Consider the following 26,545-nt stretch of genomic DNA (forward strand, 5'->3'; position numbering starts at 1 on the left):
CTGGAGAAGCGAACGTGCTCACGATCGGTGACAAGTTCCCCGAGTTCGACCTCAAGGCCTGTGTCGACCTGGACGCCGCGAGCGCCTTCGCCGACATCGACCACAAGACCTACGAGGGCAAGTGGAAGATCGTCTTCTTCTGGCCGATGGACTTCACCTTCGTCTGCCCGACCGAGATCGCCGCGTTCGGCAAGCTGAACGACGAGTTCGCCGACCGTGACGCCCAGATCCTCGGCGTCTCCGGCGACTCCGAGTTCGTGCACCACGCCTGGCGCAAGGACCACAAGGACCTGCGCGACCTGCCCTTCCCGATGCTGGCCGACATCAAGCACGACCTGATGCGCGCCTGCGGCGTCGAGGGCGAGGACGGCACCGCCCAGCGCGCCGTGTTCATCGTCGACCCCAACAACGAGATCCAGTTCGTCATGGTGACCGCCGGCTCCGTCGGCCGTAACCCCAAGGAGGTCCTGCGGGTGCTGGACGCCCTCCAGACCGACGAGCTGTGCCCGTGCAACTGGAACAAGGGCGAGGACACCCTCGACGCCCAGGCCCTGCTGGCGGGCTGACCGATGGCTCTCGACGACCTGAAGGCCGCCCTCCCGGACTACGCCAAGGACCTCAAGCTCAACCTGGGCTCGGTCATCGGCAACTCCGACCTCCCCGCCCAGCAGCTCTGGGGCACCGTGCTGTCCTGCGCGATGGCCACCCGCAGCGCCGGCCTGCTGCGCGAGCTGGAGCCCGAGGCCAAGGCCAACCTCTCCCCGGAGGCGTACACCGCCGCCAAGGGTGCGGCCGCGATCATGGGGATGAACAACGTCTACTACCGGACGCTGCACCTGCTCTCCGACAAGGAGTACAGCACGATGCGGGCCGGTCTGCGGATGAACATCATCGGCACCCCGGGCGTCGAGAAGGTCGACTTCGAGCTCTGGTGCTTCGCGGTCTCGGCCATCAACGGCTGCGGCCAGTGCCTCGACTCGCACGAGGCCGTCCTGCGCAAGGCCGGCGTCGAGCGCGAGGTCATCCAGGCCTCGATGAAGATCGCCGCCGTCCTCCAGGCCGTGGCCGGCGTCCTCGACTCCGAGGCCGCCCTCGCCGCCGTCAACGCCTGACGCACCCCGCGACCCCTGACGGGCCCCTCCGCTCACGGAGGGGCCCGTCGGCGTTTCCGCATCCCCCGGTGCGCCCGGCTCCGCTACAGTGCGGGCGATCCGTACACGACATTCGGTCCGAGGGGGAACTGCGGTGTCCGACCACCCGGAGGCCGGCGGGGGCTTCCGCGCCGACCCGGACGAACTCCAGCGGACCGGGGGCACCGCCGTCGAAACGGCCGGCCGGATCCCCGGCGAACTCAAAGCACTGCTGGACGTCTCGGACCAGTCCGCCGCCGGACTGGCCGGGCTCCGGTGCGGCATCGCGCTCGGCACCTGCACCAGCGTCTGGAACACCCTGCTGACGGACCTGCACACCACGATGGACCGGCAGGGCCGGGGCCTGATCGACGCGGGCCTCGGCTACGCGAGCACTGACCAGCGGATCAGCACGGCGTTCGGCCCGGACACCCGGACCGTTCCAGCGGGCCCGACCGCACGGCAGAAGCAGGACTTCGTCCTGCACTTCGGTTAGGGGGCGACCGCATGGACCTCGCCGCACTGCGCGACACCGACCTCAGCCACCTGTACGCCGCTGCCGACGCCTATGACAAGCTGCACGGCTCCTTCGGACAGCACGTGGACAAGTGGCGCGACGGCGTCGACGGCCGCGTCGCGGCAGCCGACTGGTCCGGGCCCTCCGCCGACGCCGCCCGCCCGGCACTGCGCCGCAGCACCGGCGAGCTGAGGGCCGCCCACAGGGAGATCGGGCAGATCGGCAGGAGCATCCGCGCCGGAGCCGACGCGCTGGCCCTCGCCCAGTCCGCACTGCGCACGGCACTGACCGACGCACGGACGGCCGGCATGTCCGTCGACGCCCGCGGCACCGTCTCCTGGCCGCCCGGCAGCTACGCCGACCAGCACGACCCCGAATACCGGAAGAGCCGCGAGCGCACCGCCGAAGCACTCGCCAGGCGCATCTCGACCGCACTGACCGAGGCCAGGACCGTCGATCAGGCCATCGCCGCCAGGCTCCAGCACTACATCAAGCGCGCCCAGGACGGCACGGGCCTCGACTCCGCCTCCGCCGTCAGCGACCAGCTCGACCTCGCCCTCACCCCGGACGACCTGTTGCTCGGCAGCGTCCCGAAGGACGACGCACCGCCCACCGAGGTCAACGCCTGGTGGAACGCGCTGCCCGCCGACAAGCAGCAGTGGCTCATCCACGAGCACCCGGACCTGGTCGGCAACCGCGACGGCGTCCCCGCCGCCGCCAGGAACCAGGCCAACCGGATCCTCCTGCCGAAACTCATCGCCGCGTACGAGAAGGGCGGCCCGTCGTCCGACCCGTACGACGACCTGAGGCTGGACGGGTACCGCAGGATCGCCGAGCGCCTGCGCCGGAGTGATGGAACGGAACCCCCGGTCCTCCTGCTCGGCATCGGTGGGGAAGGACGGGGGCGCGGCATCCTCTCCTTCGGGAACCCCGACACCGCCCAGGACGTCACCTCCCTCGTCGGGGGCCTGGACACCACGCTGCGACGCATCGGCGGCGGTGACGCGGACCGGGCGAAGGCCGTGTACGACGCGGCCCGGCGCGCCGACCCGACCCGCAGCACCGCATCCATCGCCTGGCTGGGGTACGACGCGCCGCTCAGCTTCCCGGAAGCCGGCGACAGGAGCCGTGCCCAGGGCGGCGTCGACGCCTACCGCAGGTTCCTCGAAGGGCAACGCGTCACGCACCAGGGCGCACCGGCCCATGTCACGGCCGAGGGCCACAGCTTCGGTTCGCTCCTGGTCGGCCTTGCCGCGCAGAAGCCGACCGGCATCGCGGCCGACGACGTCATCCTCGTCGGCAGTCCCGGCGCCGGTGCGCTCCACGCCTCCGAGTTCTCGGTGGGGGCCGATCACACCTACGTCGGCGCCGCCTCCTGGGACCACATCTCGCACCTCGGCTGGTACACCCGCGATCCGGCCGGCTCCGGCTTCGGCGCCCACCGCTTCGCCGTGGACGGCGGGTCCCCCGACTTCACCGCGCACTCGTCCTACTGGGACGACGGCCCCGACGGCGACCACACCTCGGTCGACAACATCGGGCGGATCGTCAGCGGCCACGGCGGCCGGATCACGACAGCGGCCGGACGCCACGACTGACATCCACTGACATCCGCCCTTCCCACCGGGCGGTGCGGGAGGCCCTGATCGCGACCGGCGCGCCGGCCGGGCCGGCGGTCGCGGCGGGCCCCACCGCCGTGCTGTCCGCGCTTCGCTAGTCCGCCGCTACCGGCTGGGCCGCCGTCGGCTGGGCGGCGGCCGTGCGTTCGGCGGCTTCGCGGGCGGCTTCGAGGGCGGTGAAGACCTCCTGGCCGGCCTCGTTGCGACGGCGCAGGTGGCCGACCACGGTGTTGGTGACGGCGATCAGCGGGACGGCGACCACCGCGCCCCCGATGCCGCCGATGATGCCGCCGGCCGCGACGCCGAGGACCACGCCGAGCGGGTGGACCCGGACGGCCCGGCCGAGGATGAGCGGCTGGAGGATGTGGCTCTCCACCTGCATCACCGCGATCAGCACGAGCAGCACCATCAGGGCCGTCCACGGCCCCTGGGTGACCAGGGCGATCAGTACCGCGACCGTGCCGGTGACCAGGGCGCCGACCAGCGGGACGAAGGCGCCGAGGAAGATGATCACGGCCAGCGGCATGGCCAGCGGCACGCCCAGCAGGTCGATGCCGATACCGATGCAGACCGCGTCGATGAAGGCCACGCAGACGGTGCCGCGCACGTACGCGGTGAGCGTCGTCCAGGCCTTCGGCCCGGCTCCGGCCATCGCGAAGCGGGACTGCCGGGGCAGACCGCGCAGCGCCCAGTTCCAGATCCTCGCGCCGTCGTAGAGGAAGAAGAAGGTGGTGAAGAAGGTCATCAGCAGCGCGGTCAGCACCTCGACGGCGATCTGCGCGCCGGTGATCGAGGCGGAGGTGAGCTGATCGGTGTTGGTGGTGATGGCCTTGGTGATCTGGTCGGCGAAGTCCTTGATCTGCTGCTGGGTCAGGTGCAGCGGCCCGGTGATCAGCCAGTCCCGCAGCTGGTTGACGCCGTCCTTGACCTGGGCCGTGACGTCCGGCAGGTTGGTGGACACCTGCCAGACCACGAACCAGCCCACCAGCCCGATCCCGGCCAGGCCGCTGAGGAACACCCCGCCCGCGGCGAGCGAGCGCGGCACCCCGCGCCGGCGCAGCCAGGAGACCGAGGGTTCCAGCAGGGCCGTGATCAGCAGCGAGGCCAGCACCGAGAAGGCGACCAGTCGCAGCATGTCGACGACGTAGAAGAGGACGTAGAGGGCGGCGCCGAGCAGCAGCAGCCGCCAGGTCGACTCGGCGGCCACCCGCAGGCCCCACGGCACGGCCTCGGCGGGGGTGGCGGGCCGGCCGGGGTGGTACTCCCGGCCGAGTCCGGCGTGCGCGGTGGGCGCGGGTGGCGCCGCCGTCGGGGCCGTCGCGGGCGCCGCTGCCCGGGGCCCGGCCGCGGCGGCTCCGGCCTCGGCCGCCGAGGCGGCAACCGGCGCGGGGGCGGGGGCGGGGGCGGAATCGGCGCGCGGGACCGGGACCGGCCCCGGCACCTCGGCGGGGGCCGGGAGTTCGTGCGGGTCGGCCGCCATCGCGGCGCGTCGGCGCCGTTCGATCACGGCGGCCGCGCTCGCCACCACGGCCATGCCCTTGGCCACGGCCTTGAAGGCCTTTCCGCCCCGCGCCATCCTCGCTACCACCGCTTCCCCGCCGGACCCGCCGAGTCCGGCGGTACGCCGTGGGTCCCGCCACGGCCGTCAGGGATGACGCTACCCGGCGGGGCTCGGGCCGGTCCGCCCGCCGGGGATGTTCGAGGCGACCGCCCCCTCCGCGAATTCGGACAAACCTCCAGGTTTCAGATGGTTTCGCCCACGCGCTGCTGGGGAGGAGTCCGAACGGGACGACCGAGTCATCCCAGTCGTCCCACTCGCCTCACCCTCCCACGCGACCAACCGAGCCAACCGTCGGCGGACCGGCCGGTGCGGGAAGCAACCAGGACCCCTTCCCGCGCCCCGCGTCCGCACCCAGGACCGCACCGCCCGTGGGCGCACTGGTCAGCGCAGCCCGGGCGGCGCGGCCCGCCCTCGCCGACGGGCGGAGAACGCCACGGCCCCCGGCCACTCGTCCCGTTCGATGAGTGGCCGGGGGCCGTGCGGAGTGCACCGCCCCGCGGGCGGCGGGCCCTCCTAGTACCAGCTGTGGGCCTGCCAGAACGACCAGGCACCGCAGGGGCTGCCGTAGCGGCTGTTCATGTAGCTGAGGCCCCACTTGATCTGGGTGGCCGGGTTGGTGCGCCAGTCGGCACCGGCCGAGGCCATCTTGGAGCCGGGCAGCGCCTGGACCAGGCCGTAGGCGCCGGAGCCGCTGTTGGTCGCCGTGTAATCCCAGCCGCTCTCGCGCTTCACGATCTGGCTGAAGCACTGGAACTGGGCGTCGTTGCCGACGATCTGCCGGGCCAGGTCCTGGACGGAGCCGGGGCTGACCGAGGGAGCGCTGTCGTCCACCGCGGCCATCGCCGAACGCGACTTGGAGCGGTTGGCGGCAGCGGCGTCGGCGGCGCGCTGGTCGGCGGCAGCCTTGGCGGCCTTGTCCGCGTCGGCCTTGGCCTGGGCGTCGGCCTTCGCCTGGGCGTCCGCGGCGGCCTTCTGGCGCGCGGCCTCGTCGGCGGCCTTCTGCTCGGCGGCGGCCTTGGCGGCGGCGTCGGCGGAGGCCTGCTGGGCGGACGCCTGCTGGCCGATGTTGTCACTGATGGTCTGCGCCTGGGCGCCAGAGGGGACTTCGGCAAGCAGGGTCGCGCCGGCGACGTCGACCGTCTGCGTGGTCTTGCCCTCGCTGCCCGAGGCCATGCCGACGACGGCACCGACAGCGGTGACGGCGGTGGCGGAGGCCACAGCAACTCCCCGGACCGAGATCCGAGTCACATGGATTCCTTCCAGCATCGCCCACGCGTGACCGTGCGGACGCAACATGCCCCTTGGCACGGACCTCCGCACGGTGCTCTGGTCACGGGAGGTGCTGGCCCGGCGTCCGGCCGAGGTGAGGCGACCGGGCGTTGGAATCGGGCGGCGTACGGCTCAACGGTCTTCAATTGTGCGTCCACCGACGGGAGTTGGCGGACCTTCCGGGGCCTGACTTCCGGGGTCCGGAAGCCCTGCCGCGCCGTACGCGGGGCCTGACAGAACCCTCACCATGCCGCACCGGACACTGTCGACGCAATTCCCGCCCACGTGGCGCATGTCACATTCACCGTACGGGAGTTCCCCGGACAGAAAGCACTCGATGTGATGAAAGGGACAGGGCCCGCTCCCTCAGGAACGGGCCCCGCGCCACGAGTTGACCCTATTGTCCGACTATGCCCCGATCAGGAGCTGTTCACGGGTGGATGTCCTCCAGCATCTCCGTGACCAGCGCCGCGATCGGCGAACGCTCCGAGCGCGTCAGCGTGATGTGGGCGAAGAGTGGATGCCCCTTCAGCTTCTCCACCACCGCCACCACGCCGTCGTACCGGCCGACCCGGAGGTTGTCCCGCTGCGCCACGTCGTGGGTGAGCACCACCCGCGAGCCCTGGCCGATCCGGGACAGCACCGTCAGCAGGACGTTGCGCTCCAGGGACTGGGCCTCGTCCACGATCACGAAGGCGTCGTGCAGCGAGCGCCCCCGGATGTGGGTCAGCGGCAGCACCTCCAGCATCCCGCGGGAGATGACCTCCTCGATCACGTCCGGAGTGGTGACCGCCGAGAGGGTGTCGAAGACCGCCTGGGCCCAGGGGCCCATCTTCTCCGCCTCGGAGCCCGGCAGGTAGCCGAGCTCCTGGCCGCCGACCGCGTACAGCGGCCGGAAGACCATCACCTTGCGGTGCTGCCTCCGCTCCAGCACCGCCTCCAGCCCCGCGCACAGCGCCAGCGCCGACTTCCCGGTGCCCGCCCGGCCGCCCATCGACACGATGCCGATGTCCGGGTCGAGCAGCAGGTCCAGCGCCACCCGCTGTTCGGCGCTGCGACCGCGCAGCCCGAACGCCTCGCGCTCACCGCGCACCAGCCGGACCCGCCCGTCGCCGGTGACCCGGCCGAGCGCCCGGCCGCGCTCCGAGGTGAGCACCAGTCCGGTGTGCACCGGCAGCTCGTCCGCACCGTCGACGTCCACCGCCGCGTCGTGGCCGGCCGCGAACAGCGCGTCCACCTGGTCGGCCGCGACGTGCAGTTCGGACATGCCCGTCCAGCCGGAGGTGATCGCCAGCTCGGCCCGGTACTCCTCGGCGAGCAGGCCCACCGAGCTGGCCTTGATCCGCAGCGGGAGGTCCTTGGAGACGACGGTGACGTCGTAGCCCTCGGCCTGGAGGTTGCGGGCGACCGCGAGGATCCGGGTGTCCGCCTCGCCGCCGCCGGCCCGGTAGCCGACCGGCAGTATCGAGACGTCCGAGTGGTTGAGTTCGACCCGGATGGTCCCGCCCAGGTCCCCGACCGGGATCGGCTCGTCGAGCCGGCCGTAGCGGATGCGGTAGTCGTCGAGCAGGCGCAGCGCCTGGCGGGCGAAGTAGCCCAGCTCCGGGTGGTGCCGCTTGGCCTCCAGCTCGGTGACGACCACCACCGGAAGGACGACCTCGTGCTCCTCGAAGCGGGTCATGGCGAGAGGGTCCGCCAGGAGCACGCTGGTGTCGAGAACGTACGTGCGCCGGTCTGGTGTCCGGCGGCTCTTGGAACTGACCACTAGGCCTCCAGAGCGGATGACCCTGCGTCATCCGCGGCAAGCCGGCCCCCGCTGCCCCGGTGGCCTCGGGGCCGGACTGACTGGAGTATTCCCAGGCGGGGAGCGGTGCATTCGCACCCCCGGCGAACTGACGGATCATTGCCGGTGAACGTTTGGCCTCGCGCGCGGCCCGGGTAGGCCAGGCCTACGGCGGTCATTCCCCCGGACGCGCACCTGGGCCCGTCCCGGGAGCGGCCCGGGCGGGGCTCCGGCTCAGAGGCCCATCCGCCGGTGCCGCTGTTCGAAGGCGCGCAGCGCGCGCAGGAAGTCGACCTTGCGGAAGGCCGGCCAGTACGCCTCGCAGAAGTAGAACTCGCTGTGGGCGCTCTGCCAGAGCAGGAACCCGGACAGCCGCTGCTCGCCCGAGGTGCGGATGATCAGGTCCGGGTCGGGCTGGTTGGCGGTGTAGAGGTGCTCGGAGATGTGCTCGACCGTCAGGATCTCGGCCAGTTCCTCGATCGGGGTGCCGCGCCCGGCGTGCTCCTGGAGCAGCGAGCGGACGGCGTCGGCGATCTCGTGCCGGCCGCCGTAGCCGACCGCGACGTTGACGGTGATGCCGTCGATCCCGGCGGTCTGCTCGGCGGCGCGCTTGAGCACGTCGGCGGTGTGCTGCGGGAGCAGGTCCAGGGCGCCGACCGGGTTGACCTTCCAGCGGCGGGCGGCGGCCAGGCCGGTGACGGCGTCCTCGATGATGCCGAGCAGCGGGACCAGTTCGTCGGCCGGGCGGTCCAGGTTGTCGGTGGAGAGCATCCACAGGGTGACGACCTTGACGTGGGTCTCGTCGCACCAGCCGAGGAACTCGCTGATCTTGTCGGCGCCGCGCTGGTGGCCGTAGGCGGTGGAACCCCCGGTGGCCCTGGCCCAGCGGCGGTTGCCGTCGAGGATCACGCCGATGTGGTGCGGGGTACGCGCGAGGTGGACCTCGACCCGGCGGCCGTAGAGTCCGTACATCCCGCCCAGCAGGGTGCGCAGCCCCGGCGTCCGTTCGGCGACATCGCGCAGACCCATGGTTTCCCGGCCCCTCCGTGCTCGTTCAGACTGGTGCGTCACCGCCCCGGCGCAGCCTACTCCGGCGCGCGGGCGCACGGTAAAGCCCCAGGTAGCGGTCTGGTCACGGTCCTGTACGAAGTCTGTCGCGACGGGCGTGTCGCGGCCCGCAGGGCGGCGCCCCCGGCGCGGACACGGAACGGTCTCCGAATCCTTAAGGGAGCCGTAAACCGGTCGACCGGTGCTTGACGACCGGCAATGGTCTAGTCCAGCTTTTGTCCCGGGGCGGAACGAGACGGCCCGCCCCCCGAGTCACCTGCGGACCCCTCCCCCACACGCGGCCGCCGCGCCCCCCACCGCGGCGGCCGCTCCTTCCCCAGGAGCGTCATCCATGGCCCGTACGCTGAACGAGCCCGCGCACAAGCGCCGGCGCAGCCCCCTCCCGGCCCTCGCGGCCGGCGCCACCGCCCTCGCCCTGGCCGGCGGCGGCCTCGCCCTCTTCGCCGACGGTGCCGGCGCGGCGGTCGGCAACCTGGTCACCAACGGCGGCTTCGAGGGCGGACTGGGCGGCTGGTCCTGCACCGGCGGCGCGACCGCGGTGTCCTCGCCGACGCACTCCGGCAGCGGCGCACTGCAGGCCGCGCCGGGTGCGGGCGACACCGCCGAGTGCTCCCAGACGATCAGCGTGCTGCCCAACACCAGCTACACGCTCAGCGCCTGGGTGCAGGGCCCGTACGTCTACCTCGGCGCGCGCGGCACCGGCGGCACCGACCCGTCCACCTGGTCGAACCAGACCAGCTGGAACCAGCTGTCCACCAGCTTCACCACCGGGGCGAACGCCACCAGCGTCACCGTCTACCTGCACGGCTGGTACGGGCAGGGCGCCTACCTCGCCGACGACGTCGCGCTGATCGGCCCGGGCGGAACCCCGAACCCGTCGCCGACGGCCACGCCCACCCAGACGCCGACACCGACCGCCACCGCGACGCCCACCCAGACCGCGACGCCGACCCCCACCGCGACGCCGACGGCCACGGCCACGCCGACCTCGACCCCCACCACCCCGCCGGCCACCGGCCTGCCCGCGCACGTGGTCACCGGCTACTGGCAGAACTTCGACAACGGCTCGACCCCGCAGCGCCTGAGCGACGTGCAGAACGCGTACGACATCATCGCGGTCTCCTTCGCCGACGCCCTACCGACCCAGACCGGCGCGATCAGCTTCACCCTGGACCCGGGGCTGTCCAAGGCACTCGGCGGCTACACCGACGCCCAGTTCCGCGCCGACATCAAGGCCAAGCAGGCGGCCGGCAAGAAGGTCGTCCTCTCCATCGGCGGCCAGAACGGCGCGATCACCGTCGGGGACGCCACCGCCGGGGCGAACTTCGCCAACAGCGCCTACGCGATCATCAAGGACTACGGCTTCGACGGCATCGACGTCGACCTGGAGAACGGCGTCCAGGCGGGCCCGCTCGGCAACGCGCTGCACGCCCTCCAGGCCAAGGTCGGCCCCCGCTTCGTGCTGACCATGGCCCCCGAGACCATCGGGATGTACAGCACCTCCGGCGCCTACTTCCAGCTGGCGCTGAACACCAAGGACATCCTGACCGTCGTCAACACCCAGTTCTACAACTCGGGCGGCATGAACGGCTGCGACGGCAAGGTCTACACCCAGGGCACGATCGACTTCATCACCTCACAGGTCTGCACCCACATCCAGGGCGGTCTGCGGCCCGACCAGGTCGGCATCGGCGTCCCCGCCTCCAGCCGGGCGGCCGGCGGCGGCTACGTCGACCCGTCGGTGGTGAACAACGCGCTCAACTGCCTGGCCACCGGCAACAACTGCGGCAGCTTCGTGCCGCCGGCCAAGTGGCCCACCATCCGGGGCGCGATGACCTGGTCCACCAACTGGGACGCCAACAACGGCAACGCGTTCTCGAACGCGGTCGGCCCGTTCGTCCACAAGATGCCGTGAGTGACCCCCGGGACTGACTCCCCCCGGCGCGCCGCTCCCTGAGGGTGGGGCCCGCGCGCCGACGGCGGGCCCGCCGTACCGACTCCGGTACGGCGGGCCCCTTCCGTCAGCCGCTCACCGGGTGAGCAGCGCGGTGAGCGCGCCGAGCAGCAGGAACGGGCCGACCGGGACTTCGAGTCCGCGCCACGGGCGCCGGCGGACCAGCAGGACGGCGGCCCGCAGCGTGCCCCAGAGCCCTGCGAGCACCACAGCGGCGAACAGCCCTCCGATCGCGACCCACCAGCCGTACCAGCCGAGCAGGCCGCCCAGGGCGAGCCCGAGCGGGGAGTCGCCGGGGCCCAACGCGCCGATCTGAACGGCGACTTCGAGCAGCGCACCGACGGTCAGCGCGACCAGCAGGCAGCGCAGCAGCACCCCCGGGCGCCCCTCGGCCAGCGCCGCCACCGCCAGCAGCGCGGCCACCCCGGCCAGCAGCGGCACGGTCAGCCGGTACGGCAGCCGGCGCACCCGCCCGTCCGTGAAGCCGAGCGCCACTCCGAGCGCGCCCGCCCAGGCGAGCGCCGCCGTCTGCGCCCCGTCCGCCGCGTACGCCACCGCGACGGCGACCGCCGCCGCGACCGCCTCCACCGCTCCGGCGCCGGGGCCGAGGCGGCCCCGGCAGCCCGGGCAGCGTCCGGTCGGGGGCAGCAGCAGCCCGACCGTGCGGGCGCACAACGGGCAGGCCTCGCACCAGGGTTCACCATCGGGCACGGCGAAGCGGGCGATCAGCCCGCGCAGCAGCGGAGCCAGCAGGAGACCGACCAGTACCGCCCCGGCCACGACCGCCACCACTGGCACACCCCCTCGTCGTCGACGCACCGGGGCCCATCTTCCCGTCCCTGGCGCCCGGACGGTGTGCCGTCCGTCTCGTTCCGTACGAGGAACCGGCCGCGTTCCTCGCGCACGAGAGCATTCCGGACATCTGGGTACCGGATTGGAAGGCCGTTCGATGACCTCGCCTGCCGATCCAAGGAAGCCCTTCCGGACCCGCGAGCCTTCTCCCCGGATGCCGGACGCGGGGCCCCGGCGTGCCCCTAAAGTAGGCAGGCATGCAGGTCATCCAGTCCAGCAAGCTCGCCAACGTCTGCTACGACATCCGCGGCCCGGTTCTCGACGAGGCGATGCGGCTGGAGGAACAGGGCCACCGCATCCTCAAGCTCAACACCGGCAACCCGGCCACCTTCGGTTTCGAGGCGCCCCCGGAGATCCTCCAGGACATCCTGCGCAACCTCGCGAACGCGCACGGGTACGGCGACTCCAAGGGCCTGCTCTCGGCCCGCCGCGCGGTCGTCATGCACTACGAGGACCGCGGGCTGCACGGGCTCTCCGTCGACGACGTCTTCCTCGGCAACGGCGTCTCCGAGCTGATCCAGCTGGCCATGACCGCACTGCTGGACGACGGCGACGAGGTGCTCGTCCCGGCGCCGGACTACCCGCTGTGGACCGCCTCGGTCTCGCTGGCCGGCGGCACCGCGGTGCACTACCGCTGCGACGAGCAGGCCGAGTGGTACCCGGACCTCGCCGACATCGAGGCCAAGGTCACCGACCGGACCAGGGCGATCGTGGTGATCAACCCGAACAACCCGACCGGCGCGGTCTACCCGCGCGAGGTGCTGGAGGGCATCGTCGAGATCGCCCGCCGGCACAAGCTCGTGGTGTACGCGGACGAGATCTACGACAAGATCCTCTACGACGACGCCGAGCACGTCCCGCTGGCCACCCTGGCCCCGGACCTCTTCTGCGTCACCTTCAACGGACTGTCCAAGTCCTACCGGGTCGCGGGCTTCCGCTCCGGCTGGATGGTGCTCTCCGGCGACCGCCAGCGCGCCCGCAGCTACATCGAGGGCCTGACCGTGCTCGCCTCCATGCGGCTGTGCGCCAACATGCCCGCCCAGCACGCCGTGGCCGCCGCGCTCGGCGGACGACAGTCGATCAGGGACCTGGTGCTGCCCGGCGGCCGGCTGCTCGCCTCGCGCGACGCCGCGTACGAGCTGCTGAACCAGATCCCGGGGGTGAGCTGCGTCAAGCCGAAGGGCGCGCTGTACGCCTTCCCCCGGCTGGACCCCAAGGTCCACAAGATCAGGGACGACGCCCGGATGGTGCTGGACCTGCTGCGTTCCCAGCGCATCCTGCTGGTCCAGGGCACCGGCTTCAACTGGCCCGAGCCGGACCACTTCCGGCTGGTCACACTGCCCCGGCCGGAGGAGATCACCGAAGCGGTGACCCGGATCGGCGACTTCCTCAGCGGCTACACCCAGCCCTGATCCCCCGGCCGCGAAGAGGGAAGCAGTCGCGGGAAGCAGGAGCGGGAAACGAGAGGGAAACAGGAGAGGGAAACACTACGGCCGGAGTCCCGGCCCGGGTGGTCTCCTTGGTCGGGGAAAGACCACCCGGCGGAACTCCGGCCGTCCCGTCACTCGGTCGGCGCGCGGTTCGTGCCGCGCGCCGACCTCTCGCTCGACTGAGGCTCAGGCTCAGCCGAGGCGCGCGACCAGGCTCCGGTACTCGTCCCACAGCTCCTTCGGGGTGTGGTCGCCGAACAGCTCCAGGTGGGCCGGCACCAGCGCGGCCTCCTGGCGCCAGATGTCGGCGTCCACGGTGAAGAGCAGGGCGAGGTCCTCCTCGGACAGCTTCAGGTCACCCAGGTCGAAGCCGTCGACCTTCGGCAGCACGCCGATCGGGGTCTCGACGCCCTCGGCGGTGCCCTCCAGGCGCTCGACGATCCACTTGAGCACGCGGCTGTTCTCGCCGTAGCCGGGCCAGACGAACTTGCCCTCGGCGTTCTTGCGGAACCAGTTGACGTAGTAGATCTTCGGCAGCTTGGCGGCGTCCGCCTGGGCACCGACCTTCAGCCAGTGGGCGAAGTAGTCGCCCATGTTGTAGCCGCAGAACGGCAGCATCGCGAACGGGTCACGGCGCAGCTCGCCGACGGTGCCCTCGGCGGCGGCGGTCTTCTCGGAGGCGATGTTGGCGCCCAGGAAGACGCCGTGCTGCCAGTCGAAGGACTCGGTCACCAGCGGGACGGCGGTGGCGCGGCGGCCGCCGAACAGGATCGCCGAGATCGGCACGCCCGCCTGGTCCTCCCACTCGGGGGCGATGGTCGGGCACTGCGCGGCCGGGACGGCGAAGCGGGCGTTCGGGTGGGCGGCCGGGGTGCCGGACTCGGGGGTCCAGTCGTTGCCGCGCCAGTCGGTGAGGTGCGCCGGGGGCTCCTCGGTGAGGCCCTCCCACCACACGTCGCCGTCGTCGGTGAGGGCGACGTTGGTGAAGACGGTGTTGCCCCAGAGGGTGTCGATGGCGTTGGCGTTGGTGTCCACGCCGGTGCCGGGGGCGACGCCGAAGAAGCCGGCCTCGGGGTTGATCGCGTACAGGCGGCCGTCCTCGCCGAAGCGCATCCAGGCGATGTCGTCGCCGATGGTCTCGACCTTCCAGCCCGGGATGGTCGGCTGGAGCATGGCCAGGTTGGTCTTGCCGCAGGCCGACGGGAAGGCGGCCGCGACGTACTTGACCTCGCCGGACGGCGGGGTGAGCTTCAGGATCAGCATGTGCTCGGCCAGCCAGCCCTCGTCGCGGGCCATGGTCGAGGCGATGCGCAGCGCGTAGCACTTCTTGCCGAGCAGGGCGTTGCCGCCGTAGCCGGAGCCGAAGGACCAGATCTCCTTGGTCTCCGGGAAGTGCGAGATGTACTTGGTGCTGTTGCACGGCCACGGCACGTCCGCCTGGCCCTCGGCCAGCGGGGCGCCGACGGTGTGCACGGCCTTGACGAACTCGCCGTCCTCGCCGAGCTGGTCGAGCACGGCCTGGCCCATGCGGGTCATCACGCGCATCGACACGGCGACGTAGGCGGAGTCGGTGATCTCGACGCCGTACGCGGCCAGCGGGGAGCCGACCGGACCCATCGAGAAGGGCACGACGTACATCGTGCGGCCCTTCATCGCGCCGCGGAACAGGCCCTGCTCGCCCTGGAAGAGCTCCCGCATCTCGGCGGGGGCCTTCCAGTTGTTGGTCGGGCCGGCGTCCTTCTCCTGCTCGGAACAGATGAACGTGCGGTCCTCGACGCGCGCCACGTCCGAAGGGTCCGAGGCGGCGTAGTAGGAGTTGGGGCGCTTCTCCTCGTTCAGCTTCTTGAAGGTGCCCTGAGCCACCAGCAGGTCCGCGAGGCGCTGGTACTCCTCGTCGGAACCGTCGCACCACTCGATGCGGGCCGGCTGGGTGAGCTCGGCGATCTCGCTCACCCAAGCGAGCAGCTGCTTGTGGCGGGTGGGCGCGGATGCGCTGAGAGCAGAGATCTCGTACGACACGATCGCTCCGTTTCACGCCGTCTCGTCGAGGAGACGGCGTTGCGGGGGTCTGAGGGTGCTTGCAGCGTAGCTCCGGGTCCAGGGCCCGAACGCGGCGCCGAGGCGAAATTGACGCATCTTTTACTACGGAAAGTATGATTACCGGCCAGTAATGGGTCACCCGCGTCCCAGCCCGAGTGCGCGGGGCCACACTTCAAATGCTCCAAAACGTCCAAGAGTGATGATCGCCACTTCCATACGCGCCAGTAACCTACGGTTCCGTAGGTCGCCGGTAGCATGCTGCCCATGACTGCTGCTGCGCTCGCGGAGAGCATTGGGGAGGGCCCGGCCGAGAGCCGGGAGGGCAAGCCGAAGTGGCGCGGCTGGCTGCACGCCGGGATGTTCCCCGCCACCGTCGCCGCCGGGATCGTGCTGATCTGCCTGGCCGACTCCACGTCGGCCAAGATCGCCTGCGCGATCTACTCGGTCAGCGCCTGGCTGCTGTTCGGAGTCAGCGCGGTGTACCACCGCTTCGACTGGGGCCCGCGCGGGGACGCCGTGCTGCGGCGGCTGGACCACGCGAACATCTTCCTGATCATCGCGGGCACCTACACGCCGTTCACGATCCTGCTGCTCAAGGGCGCCAACCAGCAGCTGCTGCTCTGGGTGGCCTGGGGCGGCGCGCTCGCCGGGATAGCGTTCCGGGTGTTCTGGGTCGGCGCGCCGCGCTGGCTGTACACCCCGGTGTACATAGCGCTCGGCTGGGCCGCCGCGTTCTTCCTGCCGGACTTCCTGCGCACCGGCGGCGTCGCCGTCCTGGTGCTGATGATCGTCGGCGGAGTGCTCTACAGCATCGGCGGCGTGGTGTACGGGCTCAAGCGGCCCAACCCCTCACCGCGCTGGTTCGGCTTCCACGAGGTGTTCCACGCCTTCACCCTCGGCGCCTTCATCGTCCAGTACGTCGGCGTCTCACTGGTGGCGTACAGCGCGGCCGGCTGAACCCGGCGCTCCCCGACGGGCGGTCGACCGGTCCGTGGACCGGGCGGCCGCCCGTTCGGCCGTCCAGGGCCGCTCGTACGGGGCCCGGCCCTGCGGGCGGCGCGGGTACGGCGGGTGGTCGGCGGCCCCTGACTCCGGCTGCGGGCAGTGCACCGCCTCCGCGGCCTCCGGCAGCTGCGACTCGACCTCCGGGCGCACCGCGCGGACGGCCGACCCTCCGGCCCCGCGCGCCTGGCGGGCGTCCAGCGACTCCCGGGCCCGGCGGCAGCGCTCGCAGTGGGCGGCGTCCGGAGTGCCGCGCCGCGGCCGGTGCCCGGCCGGGGAGGCCTGCCGGTGCAGCGCCCGCCAACGGCGGCCGACGTACACCATGGCCAGCAGCGTCTCGACCCCGGCCACCACCAGGACCAGCGGAGCGCCGTTGATCAGATAGGCCGTCACCACGGCCAGCGCGGAACCCACCACCACGGCCGCGCCCCACACCTGGGCACCCGCCCGCCCGTCGTCACTGTCGGCCACTTCGGCTCCCCTTTCCCGGCGCCGGGCTCGTGGTCGGCTCCTGCCGTCCCACCCCTTCTCCGCTCTCGGCACGCGTCCGGCCAGCACTGACCGATTGCCACATGGTATCTACCGTCCGTCACCCGGGACCGCTCCGGGGCGGCGAACGACAGATCAACGTTGCGTCAATTCCTCGTGCGGAAGCAGCACTTCCAGGACACATTACCGAGAGTGCCCGATCGATCACGATTCATGCATCTCGACGGTCGCTATCTCGCCGACCTGGTCGGACTGATCGACCTGATCGACCTGATCGACCGCACCTGCGCGCTACTGGAGAGCGGGTTCGCCCCCGCGCGATGACGGCGTGGGGCCCGGCTCAATCGAGCCGGGCCCCGTTGGGTCTCCGTCTGATCAGCGGGTGGCCCGCCTCCGCCGCAGCACCGCGCCGACGCCCACGCCCGCGGCCGCCAGCGCGGTGGCGCCCAGCGCCGCGGCCGCCGTCACGGCCGGGACCGCCGGGTCGTTGCCCACCGCAGGCTGCGCCGCGGCTACAACTGCGGCTCCGGGTGCGGCCTCCGATCCGGCTTCCGGTGCGGCGTCCAGCCGGTAGCCGCCGCCCTTGCCCTCCCGGTCGTACGCCGAGCCGGGCAGCTTGTCCCCGTACCGCTGGTGCACCAGCCTCTGGTACGCGGCCAGCGACACCCCGCCCGCGCCCACCGAGCGCCGGGCCTCGTCGTCCAGCGGCAGCACCCGACCGTCGCGCAGCACGTACCAGGCGTTGACCTGCGGCTCCCGGAAGGCCGTTCCGCCGCCGCCATCGGCCGCCTTCGCCGCGTAGTCGCTCTCGTCGCCGCCCGAGGCGATGTTGACGACCCGCCAGGAGTCGCCCTGGCGGGCCGTCCAGACCGAGGCGGTCTGCCCGTCCGCCGCGACCACCTTGCTCGCCGTGAACTCGGCCTTCGCCACGGGCGCGCCCGGGGTGCCGGCCACGAAACCGGCGTCCAGGGTGTAGACCGGAACGGTGTCCCCGGCCAGGCGGGGCGCGGCGGCGCCCGCCGCCTTCGCCTCCTCGGCGGCGCCGATGGTCAGCTGCTGGGTCGGCGGAACGCCCTTGCGGGCGAAGAAGTGGCCCACCCTGTCGAGCACCGTCGGGTCCTGGACCGCGCTGTGGGCCCGGGCCAGGTCGGCGGCGGACACCGGCGCCGGGGCGCCCGCAGCGGGGGTGCCGGCGTGCGCGGCCGGGGCGGTCGCCAGCGCGAGGCCGGCGGCGAACAGGGCGGTCACGGCGGCCCGACAGGCCTTGCTGAGCTCGGTCATGGTCGTCCTCACGCGCCGATCCGGTACAGGGAGTGGGTCCACGAGAAGGTGTCGTTGTTCACGTAGTACCAGTAGTCCGCCCAGTTGTAGCGGTAGTTGGACGGCCACGGGTCGCCCCAGTAGACCCAGTTGTTGCCGGTGTCGTAGCCGTACAGGACGTTCATGTGCCCGCCGCCCGAACTCCACTGGATGCGCGTCTCGATCGGCCGGTTGGCGTCCACCTCGGACTGCACGGTGCTGTAGCGCAGGTACCCCGTGACGTACGAGCCCGGGTTGATGCCGACCCAGTCCAGCCCGTTCTGCACGTCCGCCAGCGAGGCCTGGCTGTTCGGGCAGCTGGAGTCGATCGAGCGGCCGAACGCGGCGTTGCAGAACTGGTTCTGGCTGTAGTTGTAGCCGAACCAGGTGGCGATGGTGTTCCCGCTCGCCGCCCAGCACCAGTTGGTCTGCTGTTGCTGCTGCATGGCGATGTTGAGCTTCTTGTACGTGCCGGCCAGGTCGGCCGTACTGCCGGGTGCCGCCGCCGGGCGGACCTGGTGCGCGGCCCGGTCCAGGGCGGGGACGGCGCCGGGGGCGACGGGGGCGGCGACCGCGGGGGTGGTCGCAGCGACGGTGAGCGCCGGACCCAGCACGCCGAGGGCGAGCAGGGCGACCGCACGGCGCAGCCGTATCCGTGGAACTGGCATGGGGGGATGCCTCCTTGCACGTGGAGCCAGGTGCTGTGTGGGGGTTGCGGTCCGGATCGCGCCCCGAGCATCGCGCCGTTGTCGGTGGCTGGTCAACGGCCTCGGACGGGACCCGATCACCGTGTGAACGGAGTGGCCCGGATGTGAACGGCACGCGGGAAACCGCAGCGCGAGACGCCCGGACCGGTGACAAACCGCCGCGCGGATGTGAATATTCACGGTCAAAACCCGGTCCCACCCGCTCGGTACCAGCCAGGAGGCCGCCATCCACCGAAGCGACCCAGCCGACCTCGCCGCCGCCCTGCGCACCGGCCCCTTCCACCTCGCCCTGCGCACCGCCATCACCGCCCGCGGCCTCACCCTGCACCGCATCCGCCGCCACCTAGCGCTGCGCGGCGTCACCGTAGGCCTCACCAGCCTCAGTTACTGGCAGCAGGGCCGGCGCCGCCCCGAACGCCCCGAGTCACTGCGCGCCGTCGCCGCCCTCGAAGACGTCCTCGACCTGCCCGAACACTCCCTCACCCGGCTCCTCGGTCCCCGCCGTGCGTCCACCGCCGTCGGACCACCCGTACGCCCGTACCGCGACCTGATCTCCCCGGCCACCGCCGTCGACCACCTGCTCGCCACCCTGGCCAGCCCCCGCGACACCGGTCTGCACACCATCACCCACATCGAACGCGTCCGGATCGGCCCCGACCGCCAGGTCCTCCGCCGCGACTCCCAACACGCCCTGCGCGCCCACCGCGACGGCATCGACCGCTACCTCGCCCTCTACCAGGGCGATCCGGGCAGCGACATCACCCGGGTCGGCGTCCGCGCCGAGGAGAACTGCCGCCCCGGCCGCATCCGCCGCGACCACACCCACCACCTCCTCGCCGCCGAACTCCTCCTCGACCGCCGCCTCCGCGCCGGCGACACCCACCTCCTCGGCTACGGCTTCGACGACGCCCCCTCCCCCGATCCCAGCTGCGAATACGTCCGCGGCTTCAACTCCGGCGCCGGCCAGTACGTCCTCCAGATCACCTTCCACCCCGCCGCCCTCCCCGTCCGCTGCCACCGCATCGCCCTCCGCTCGCCCGGCGAAGCCGCCTACGAGGAGGAGGAGTTGACCCTCGACGGCCACCACTGCGTCCACCTGGTGGCGACGGCGGTACGGCCGTGCATCCTGGGAATCCGGTGGGACTGGGAGTGAGGGGGGCGGTCAGTGCGACCAGTACGGGTCGTCGACGGGGGCGTTGATCACGTAACCCTTGGAGTCACGCGGTGTCCGACCCAACGGCGACAGTGGCTTGTACTCGTGGGCAGGTTGGTAGAGCACCCCTCCGGCCTCAACCCTGAACGTCACCAGGTAGGTCGAGTCCTGTTGTGGTTTCGCGAGGAACGTCAAGAACGTTTCTCCGCCCACGTGCCCCACTCCGTCCAGAGCTTGAATCTCATCGGAGGGCGCCGATCGATCGATCACTCGACTGCCGAGTGTCTGCCAAACCCGAGTCACCTGCTCCATCAGGGCGGGGAGCTTCGCTTTGGAGATCACGGTCCGCACCGCAATGATCTCGGTAACGTCCGAGACCATGCTCGGCTCACCATCCCAGCGGTCCTTTTCCCTCTTCACCTCGAAGTCGGCGCCTGCGTACGTCAGTGGCGGCGAGACCGCTCCCATTGTGGTGCGCAGGGCGTTGTCGATCCAGCCCTTCGCCTCACCAGGGTTCACCCGAACCCGACGATCGGCCAACGCCAACGGGCCGTAACCGTTGAAGAACAGCGCCCCACCGATGGTTATGAGAATGACCACGGCCAGAAGGATCGATCCGGCCGCGTTCCGGCGCGAGGTCATCGGCCCTCGGTCAGGTGAACGTCGTTGTCCTTACCCGTGACGATGGAGGCGATATTGCCCAGAGAAGGGCCACCGAACTCCGGAGTGAGGTACTTAGTGTGCGCCCCCAGCAGATTCACCCCCTGGCTGTAGTTGGATACGGTGAAGCGCTTGGCGCCGAACGATTCGCTTGCGGGATCTCTTCCGAAGTAGTTCTCGTCCGGGTGGCTGCCAAGAGGCCAAGGAATCGCGCCTCGGCCCGACACAGCGTGGGTGACCGGGTCGTTGTCCGCCGCTGCCGCCCAGACATGACCGGGGAGTCGAAGGTCCGCGGCGCGATCCACACCGGTACCGGGGCTACCGATGAGCACCACGTCATCCGGCAGGGTGTGGTTCCGATTGTGGGCGGCCATTTTCGTGGCCTGACCGACGACGACCGAACCGTAGCTGTGCCCAACCGACGTGATGTGCGGGCACTGGCCGCCTGAGTTAGTCGCCCGCAGCCCGGTGACAAAGTTCGCATAGGCCGGTGCGCCCTTGATCGCGGCTTCCGGCGAGCCCGCACCGAAGTCGGCTCCCGGCGAGTCGTAGCCCAGCCAGACGATCGACGCCACCGACCCCCCAGGCTTGACCTTCTTGTTGGCCTCCCGCCAGACGTTCAGCGCGTTCTCCGACTCGTTGGTGCCTGGTGTGTCACCGGGCTTGGCCCTACCGAGCGAGCTGGCATCGGTGGTGATACCAGGAACGTACGACGCAATGTCGGTGGCCGTGTCGGGGTTCCCGAAGGACAGGATCGCGCGGCCCTGGCCTTCGGTGCCGATACCCAACAGATAGGTATGCGGCCGCCCGTCCGTCGCCTCGGCGTCCTGCCTGAGGCGGTCGAAGATGGGCCAGAGCTTGTTGTACTCCGCCTCTTCTTCTGTCGTTCGGTTCTCGTCCTCGAGTTCGCGCACCCGCTTGTCCAGGTACTGCCGGTTGACCTTGTCCCGCACCTCCGCCGGGATCCCGTCCAGGTTCCCGATGTTCTCCGGGTGGTGATCGATGAACCACTGTCGGCCCTCCGGGCCGAGGTTGTTCCACCAGCTGTTGACCTCGGTCGGTGGTGCCCCGACCGCCGGCATGTCCCTCAAATACGGCGTTCCCGGACCGCTCGCCGCTTTCTGGTCGGCCTCGGCGACCGCGAGGGTGAGACCCGACTTGCTGGTGGCGTGCTGGGTGAAGCCGTTGAGCAGACCGGCCAGCGTCTGGTCCGCCGCGCTCGCCTCGGTGATGGCGGCACCGATCCGCTTGGCGATGCCGTCGGCCGCCGCCTTCTGCTTCGTTTCCCAGTCGGCGTCCACCGGGCCACTCGACGCGGGCCAGCTCACCGCTCCGTCGTCACCGACTGTCAGTCCCTTCGCACCGGCGTCCACGACGGCCTGCCGGAGCTTCGACTGGGCGAGCGTGAAGAGGTCCGCGTAATCCCGCAAGGTCTGGCCGATCGCGGCCAGTTCGGTTTCGGCGGCGTGCAGTTGGGTGGTGGTGGCGTCCAGCGAGGGAATCGCGGCATCGGCGGCCGGTCCGCTCCAGCCGGAACCGTGGACCCGATCGGTGGTGCCGCTCTTCCAGTCCGAGGTGTGCTGCGTGTACGCCTTGTGCAGCGCATCGAAGGCGTCCCCCGCCGCATGCAGGTCCGCCGGCTTGGCGTTCTTCAGACTTGCGAAGTCAAGACGGCTCTGTCCCGCCTTCTGATCCGGATCAGCCATGAGTGTTCCCCCCAATACTCGGCGCTACCATAGCCCACGACTGTCGCGTCGAAACCGGGGGAGCACGATGGCGGACGGTAAGGGATTCACGGTCAAACCAGGCGAGTTGACCGCTGCCGGGAACAATGCGGTGACGGTCGCCGGGAAAGTCCCCGACGAGACCGCGAAGCTGGCGGAGCCCAGCAGCACGGCCGCCGGGAGCCTGGTCGGGTGGCAGAGCGGGGCGGCGCTGACGGGGTGCAGCAGTGCGTGGAAGAGCCTGCTCAACGAGCTCTCCACCGACATGAAGACGGCCGGGGGTCATCTGATCACCTGTGCGCAGGAATACCAGAACGCCGACCACCTGCCGCCGCCCGGTGCGGCGCCGGCCTCCGACCCCTTCGGGACGAAGGTGGTCGGGGTGACCGGCGGCCATCTGACCAAGGACGCGTGACCTCGCTACGACGTTACGGCGCAACGGCGCAACGGCGTTGCGACGCCACGGCGTTACGGCGTTACGGCACCTGGAAGTCCAGCACCAGGCAGTCCTCCACCGGCCGGTAGCCGATCTGCTGGTAGATGGAGTTGCTGGTCGGGTTGTCGAGGTCGGTGTAGAGCAGCACCTCCTCCGCCCCCAGGCCGAGGACGTGGGCGGAGGCGGCGGCGGTCACGGCGCTGGCGTAGCCGTGGCCACGACGGTCGCGCGGGGTGTAGACCGGGCCGATCCGGGACATCCCGGCGAGCACCGGGCTGCTGCCGGCCAGGGCGACGGGGGCGCCCGCGTCCTCCCAGAGGTGGAGACCGCCGGATGCGATCTTGTCGTCCACCGACCGTTTCACGTCGTGGGGTTGGACCTTCACTTCGAGCATGAACTCCTGCCACCAGCGGATCGCCAGCTCCCGGTCGGCCGGTCCGGCGAGCCGGTGGCGGCCGGCCGGTGGGCGCGGCGGAGCGGTCAACTCACCGAGCCGGTAGAGCCGTTCCTCGACGCGCACGGACTGCCCGGCGCCGGTGGCGGCCGTCCAGGCCTCGGCGAAGGCGCGAACCGGTTCCGTTCCCCCGCCGACCCCGGCGACTTCCGTGAACCCGGCACCGGCGGCGGCGAGTTCGACCGCCAGCTCGGCGGCCGCGGCCTGCGGCATGGCGGAGAGCCGGGGAGCGAACGGCGGCGTCTGGAGGAAGGCGCCCTCGACCGGGCCGCCCGGCTCGGCCTGCCACCAGCCGAAGACCGGCGGCCGCTGCCCGAACGCGTCGAGCCCGGCTTCGGCGAGCCGGTGGGCGATGGTGAGCAGGACGGTGTTCTCGGCCGGGCGGGCGGCCAGGAAAGCGTCAGCCCGACTGCGGAAGTCGTCGAGCGAGGTGCTGAGGGTCCAGGTCATGGACCATCCTCGCCCCACTCGACGCGCACCCGCCCACGATTAATCGAGTACGACCCCCAGCCGCGCGCCGAGCACGGCGGGATCGGTGGTCGGCGCCTCACAGGCGAAGTGCCGGCAGACGTAGGCGGCGGGCGCGCCGCCGACCAGCGGCCGGTCCGCCAGCAGCGGCACCTCGGCGGCCTCCTCCGGTACGCCGACCGCGACCACCGCGCCGGGCGCGGTGCCCAGCAGCGCGGCCCGGCGCAGCGCCGCGGTGGCCGGGTCGTCGGCGGGGCCGACGACGGCGACCTCGCGCGGCCCGTCCTGCAGCGCCTCGGCGACGGCGAGGCCCCAGCCGATGAAGCGCGGGGCCCGTCCGGCCAGCGCGCCGACGATGCCGAGGGCGCGTTCGGCGGCCGTGCGGTGCCGGGCGGAGCCGGTGTAGGCGGCGTAGCCGAGCAGGGCGCCGGCGGCGGCGGTCCAGCCGGACGGGGTGGCGTTGTCGGTCGGGTCCTGGGGGCGACGGATGAGTTCCTCGGCGTCGTCGGCGGTGTCGTAGAGGGCGCCGGAGGTCTCGTCGGTGAAGTGCCTGAGCACGGTGTCGAGCAGGCCGCCCGCCAGCTGGAGCCACTCCGCCTCGCCGGTGACGGCGTACAGCGCGAGGAAGCCCTCGGCGGTGTCCGCGTAGTCCTCCAGGACGCCGGCGTTGGTGCCGGGCCGGCCGTCCCGAGAGGTGCGCAGCAGCCGTCCGTCGGGGGTGAGGTGGACGGCGAGCAGCAGGTCGGCGGCGCGTTCGGCGGCCTCGACGAGGTCGGGGCGGTCCAGCAGGGCGCCGGTCTCGGCGAGCGCGGCGATGGCGAGGCCGTTCCAGGCCGCGACCACCTTGTCGTCCCGGGCGGGTGCGGGCCGGGCGGCGCGGACCTCGAACATCCGTCGCCGGATCTCCTCGTACTCGGCGAAGTCCCCGGAGTCGGGTTCGGCGAGGAGCTGGAGCACCGAGGCACCGTGCTCGAAGGTGCCGTCGGCGGTTACGGTGAACAGCCGGGCGGCGGTGGCCGCGTCGGCGGGGCCGAGCAGGTCGACCAACTGGCCGGGCTCCCAGACGTAGTAGGCGCCCTCGGCGGAGGTGCCGGTCTCCTCGTCCAGGCTGTCGGCGTCCAGCGCGGAGGCGAACGCGCCCTCCGGCGTGCGGAGTTCGCGCAGCAGGAAGTCCGCCGTCGACAGCGCCACCCGGCGGGCGAGTCCGGAGCCGGTGGCCCGCCACAGGTGCAGGTACACCCGCAGCAGCAGGGCGTTGTCGTACAACATCTTCTCGAAGTGCGGCACCACCCAGCCGGCGTCCACCGCGTACCGGGCGAAGCCGCCGCCGAGCTGGTCGTGGATGCCGCCGCGGGCCATCGCCTCGGCGGTGCGGACTGCCATCTCCAGTGCCGCCTCCGAACCGGTCCGGGCGTGGTGGCGCAGCAGGAACTCGATGACCATGGCCGGCGGGAACTTGGGAGCCCCGCCGAAGCCGCCGCGGGTCTGGTCGAAGTCCCGGCTGAGCGCGACCAGCGCCTGGTGCAGGTCGGCGTCGCCCGGTGGGTGGTGGGCGCCGGCGGAGTACACGGCGGCCCGCTCGGCCAGGTCGGCCCGGATCCGCCCGGCGACCTCCCCGACCTCCTGCCGCCGGTCCCGCCAGGCCGCGTCCACTCCCTCCAGCACCTGCCGGAACGACGGCATCCCGTGCCGGGGCTGCGGCGGGAAGTAGGTGCCGAAGTAGAACGGCTCCTCGTCGGGCGTGAGGAAGACCGTCATCGGCCAGCCGCCCTGCCCGGTCGCGGCCTGCACGGCCTCCATGTACACCGCGTCGACGTCCGGCCGCTCCTCCCGGTCCACCTTGACCGCGACGAACCGCTCGTTCAGGTACCCGGCGAGCTCCGCGTCCTCGAAGCTCTCGTGCGCCATCACATGACACCAGTGGCAAGCGGCGTACCCGACCGACAGCAGCACCGGCACCCCGCGCCGCCGCGCCTCCTCGAAGGCCTCCACCCCCCACGGCCACCAGTCGACCGGGTTCTCGGCATGCTGCAGCAGGTACGGCGAGGTCGCGTCCGCGAGACGGTTCGGCATGACCCCCATCCTCGCGCATCCATGCCCACCCACGCGTCAGGCCCGGCCCACAGCTCCCCGAGCTCCCCGGTCGAACCCCTGACGGCTCGCGAGGAGGAGGTCGCCGTCCTGGTCGCCGAGGGCTGACCAACGCTGACATCGGCGCCGAGCTGTTCATCTCGTTGAGTACCGTCAAGACGCACCTGACCGATTTGCAGCGCAAGTTGAAGGCCCATAACCGGGGCCGCGCGGCGAAGCCCCGGGAATCTGGCCGGGCCGGGCGCGGATGAACGATCGCGCCCGGCGACCGGAGCACCTCCGGGCGCCTCGGCGCAGCGCCATCCTCATGCGGCTCCGGGCCGGCCTCCATCGGCCGATCGGCTCATTCGACGACTTGGCCACCCCCTCTGAGCAGGCCGAATATGCCGAACGGGCGAGTTTGACGCCCCGGTCAGCTCCCGGGACCCGCCCCGCCGCACGTTCCGCCCCGAAATCCGCCCCCGCAGGGCCGAGTTCAGGCAGAGCTTGACGGTCGTCCCGGGCCGAGCCGGCGGGCCAGCCCGGATGCCGATCCGCAACGGCCCGGGGTCTCCCGCCGCGGTCGGCACGCCCACGGCCGGTCCCCCGCCGTGGGACGGGGGACCGGCCGTGACGGGTCACTCCTTCGGGGCTTCCGGCTCCTCCGTGAAGTCGACCTTCTTGAACTGCCGGTTCATCGACTTGGCCAGGAACCACGTCGCCACGCCGAGGGCGGCGAAGACGACGAAGCCGAGGAGACCGGGGGTGACCTTGGCGTCGTCGACGGCGAGGTCAGCGGCGAGGTGGATGAGGTTCACGGGGGCACTCATATCTCTATGGTGGCCCGGCTCACGCCGAGC

General features: G+C 71.7%; 24 protein-coding genes. 10 read left to right on the forward strand and 14 right to left on the reverse strand.

What is annotated here, in order from left to right; all coding sequences use genetic code 11:
• The first annotated feature begins 14 nt into the window (after positions 1-14).
• The 4 genes from ACH4J0_RS35325 to ACH4J0_RS35340 all read left to right on the forward strand — a co-directional run bounded on the left by ACH4J0_RS35325 (position 15) and on the right by ACH4J0_RS35340 (position 3,245).
• Positions 15-566, forward strand: coding sequence for a peroxiredoxin (locus ACH4J0_RS35325; protein WP_030286645.1), 552 nt, complete (start codon positions 15-17; stop codon positions 564-566).
• 3 nt (positions 567-569) lie between these two features.
• Positions 570-1,112, forward strand: coding sequence for an alkyl hydroperoxide reductase (locus ACH4J0_RS35330; protein ID WP_396245225.1), 543 nt, complete (start codon positions 570-572; stop codon positions 1,110-1,112).
• Between the two features lie 133 nt (positions 1,113-1,245).
• Positions 1,246-1,626, forward strand: coding sequence for a hypothetical protein (locus ACH4J0_RS35335; RefSeq protein WP_396245226.1), 381 nt, complete (start codon positions 1,246-1,248; stop codon positions 1,624-1,626).
• Between the two features lie 11 nt (positions 1,627-1,637).
• Positions 1,638-3,245: an alpha/beta hydrolase gene (locus ACH4J0_RS35340; RefSeq protein ID WP_396245227.1), complete on the forward strand. Its 1,608-nt coding sequence runs from the start codon at positions 1,638-1,640 to the stop codon at positions 3,243-3,245.
• Between the two features lie 115 nt (positions 3,246-3,360).
• Here ACH4J0_RS35340 and ACH4J0_RS35345 read toward each other — a convergent pair whose 3' ends face one another.
• The 4 genes from ACH4J0_RS35345 to ACH4J0_RS35360 all read right to left on the reverse strand — a co-directional run bounded on the left by ACH4J0_RS35345 (position 3,361) and on the right by ACH4J0_RS35360 (position 8,908).
• Complete coding sequence (locus tag ACH4J0_RS35345; RefSeq protein ID WP_396245229.1) at positions 3,361-4,842, reverse strand: AI-2E family transporter; 1,482 nt, start codon at positions 4,840-4,842, stop codon at positions 3,361-3,363.
• A gap of 498 nt (positions 4,843-5,340) precedes the next feature.
• Positions 5,341-6,093, reverse strand: coding sequence for a transglycosylase SLT domain-containing protein (locus ACH4J0_RS35350; protein ID WP_396245231.1), 753 nt, complete (start codon positions 6,091-6,093; stop codon positions 5,341-5,343).
• Positions 6,094-6,526: 433 nt separating this feature from the next.
• On the reverse strand, positions 6,527-7,861 hold the full coding sequence (locus tag ACH4J0_RS35355; protein WP_396245233.1) for a PhoH family protein: 1,335 nt from the start codon (positions 7,859-7,861) through the stop codon (positions 6,527-6,529).
• 252 nt (positions 7,862-8,113) lie between these two features.
• Positions 8,114-8,908, reverse strand: a complete 795-nt coding sequence (locus tag ACH4J0_RS35360) for an isoprenyl transferase (protein ID WP_396245235.1) — start codon at positions 8,906-8,908, stop codon at positions 8,114-8,116.
• A 370-nt stretch (positions 8,909-9,278) separates the two neighbouring features.
• Between ACH4J0_RS35360 and ACH4J0_RS35365 the strand changes: the two genes are divergently transcribed.
• Complete coding sequence (locus ACH4J0_RS35365; protein ID WP_396245236.1) at positions 9,279-10,862, forward strand: chitinase; 1,584 nt, start codon at positions 9,279-9,281, stop codon at positions 10,860-10,862.
• 114 nt (positions 10,863-10,976) lie between these two features.
• Here the strand turns inward: ACH4J0_RS35365 and ACH4J0_RS35370 are convergent, their stop codons facing one another.
• Positions 10,977-11,699, reverse strand: a complete 723-nt coding sequence (locus tag ACH4J0_RS35370) for a prepilin peptidase (RefSeq protein ID WP_396245237.1) — start codon at positions 11,697-11,699, stop codon at positions 10,977-10,979.
• Between the two features lie 251 nt (positions 11,700-11,950).
• Between ACH4J0_RS35370 and ACH4J0_RS35375 the strand changes: the two genes are divergently transcribed.
• The gene (locus tag ACH4J0_RS35375; RefSeq protein ID WP_396245238.1) at positions 11,951-13,165 is read left to right on the forward strand and encodes a pyridoxal phosphate-dependent aminotransferase; all 1,215 of its coding nucleotides are present in this window, start codon (positions 11,951-11,953) and stop codon (positions 13,163-13,165) included.
• A 210-nt stretch (positions 13,166-13,375) separates the two neighbouring features.
• Here the strand turns inward: ACH4J0_RS35375 and ACH4J0_RS35380 are convergent, their stop codons facing one another.
• Complete coding sequence (locus tag ACH4J0_RS35380; protein ID WP_396245240.1) at positions 13,376-15,202, reverse strand: phosphoenolpyruvate carboxykinase (GTP); 1,827 nt, start codon at positions 15,200-15,202, stop codon at positions 13,376-13,378.
• A 285-nt stretch (positions 15,203-15,487) separates the two neighbouring features.
• Between ACH4J0_RS35380 and ACH4J0_RS35385 the strand changes: the two genes are divergently transcribed.
• Positions 15,488-16,180: a hemolysin III family protein gene (locus ACH4J0_RS35385; protein ID WP_396245241.1), complete on the forward strand. Its 693-nt coding sequence runs from the start codon at positions 15,488-15,490 to the stop codon at positions 16,178-16,180.
• Here ACH4J0_RS35385 and ACH4J0_RS35390 read toward each other — a convergent pair.
• The 3 genes from ACH4J0_RS35390 to ACH4J0_RS35400 all read right to left on the reverse strand — a co-directional run bounded on the left by ACH4J0_RS35390 (position 16,151) and on the right by ACH4J0_RS35400 (position 18,681).
• On the reverse strand, positions 16,151-16,696 hold the full coding sequence (locus ACH4J0_RS35390) for a hypothetical protein (protein WP_396245243.1): 546 nt from the start codon (positions 16,694-16,696) through the stop codon (positions 16,151-16,153). The genes ACH4J0_RS35385 and ACH4J0_RS35390 overlap by 30 nt on opposite strands.
• Positions 16,697-17,089: 393 nt before the next feature.
• Complete coding sequence (locus ACH4J0_RS35395) at positions 17,090-17,995, reverse strand: hypothetical protein (protein ID WP_396245244.1); 906 nt, start codon at positions 17,993-17,995, stop codon at positions 17,090-17,092.
• A gap of 8 nt (positions 17,996-18,003) precedes the next feature.
• Positions 18,004-18,681 (reverse strand): papain-like cysteine protease family protein, encoded by a 678-nt coding sequence (locus ACH4J0_RS35400; protein ID WP_396245245.1) that lies wholly within the window; start codon positions 18,679-18,681, stop codon positions 18,004-18,006.
• Positions 18,682-18,946: 265 nt separating this feature from the next.
• Between ACH4J0_RS35400 and ACH4J0_RS35405 the strand changes: the two genes are divergently transcribed.
• Positions 18,947-19,873, forward strand: coding sequence for a hypothetical protein (locus ACH4J0_RS35405; RefSeq protein ID WP_396245277.1), 927 nt, complete (start codon positions 18,947-18,949; stop codon positions 19,871-19,873).
• A 9-nt stretch (positions 19,874-19,882) separates the two neighbouring features.
• Here the strand turns inward: ACH4J0_RS35405 and ACH4J0_RS35410 are convergent, their stop codons facing one another.
• A complete protein-coding gene (locus ACH4J0_RS35410; RefSeq protein ID WP_396245246.1) occupies positions 19,883-20,515 on the reverse strand; it encodes a hypothetical protein in 633 nt (210 codons plus the stop codon).
• On the reverse strand, positions 20,512-22,239 hold the full coding sequence (locus tag ACH4J0_RS35415; protein WP_396245247.1) for an alpha/beta hydrolase: 1,728 nt from the start codon (positions 22,237-22,239) through the stop codon (positions 20,512-20,514). The genes ACH4J0_RS35410 and ACH4J0_RS35415 overlap by 4 nt, the downstream gene beginning before the upstream one ends.
• Positions 22,240-22,306: 67 nt before the next feature.
• Here ACH4J0_RS35415 and ACH4J0_RS35420 point away from each other — a divergent pair, with 67 nt between their 5' ends.
• A complete protein-coding gene (locus ACH4J0_RS35420) occupies positions 22,307-22,672 on the forward strand; it encodes a hypothetical protein (protein WP_396245248.1) in 366 nt (121 codons plus the stop codon).
• A 61-nt stretch (positions 22,673-22,733) separates the two neighbouring features.
• On the opposite strand, the gene ACH4J0_RS35425 is transcribed toward ACH4J0_RS35420, so the two are convergent.
• Both ACH4J0_RS35425 and ACH4J0_RS35430 read right to left on the reverse strand, forming a co-directional pair.
• Positions 22,734-23,597, reverse strand: a complete 864-nt coding sequence (locus ACH4J0_RS35425; RefSeq protein WP_396245250.1) for a GNAT family N-acetyltransferase — start codon at positions 23,595-23,597, stop codon at positions 22,734-22,736.
• Between the two features lie 39 nt (positions 23,598-23,636).
• Entirely contained in the window at positions 23,637-25,688 is a 2,052-nt protein-coding gene (locus ACH4J0_RS35430; RefSeq protein ID WP_396245252.1) for a thioredoxin domain-containing protein, read from the reverse strand.
• Positions 25,689-25,849: 161 nt separating this feature from the next.
• On the opposite strand from ACH4J0_RS35430, the gene ACH4J0_RS35435 reads away from it, so the two are divergent.
• Positions 25,850-25,957 carry a LuxR C-terminal-related transcriptional regulator gene (locus ACH4J0_RS35435; protein WP_396245253.1) on the forward strand — a complete coding sequence of 36 codons (108 nt, stop codon included), beginning with the start codon at positions 25,850-25,852 and terminating at the stop codon, positions 25,955-25,957.
• A gap of 366 nt (positions 25,958-26,323) precedes the next feature.
• Here ACH4J0_RS35435 and ACH4J0_RS35440 read toward each other — a convergent pair whose 3' ends face one another.
• On the reverse strand, positions 26,324-26,515 hold the full coding sequence (locus tag ACH4J0_RS35440) for a hypothetical protein (RefSeq protein ID WP_270144532.1): 192 nt from the start codon (positions 26,513-26,515) through the stop codon (positions 26,324-26,326).
• Positions 26,516-26,545: the final 30 nt, after the last annotated feature.

Source organism: Kitasatospora sp. NPDC017646, assembly GCF_044329365.1.
GTDB lineage: Bacteria > Actinomycetota > Actinomycetes > Streptomycetales > Streptomycetaceae > Kitasatospora.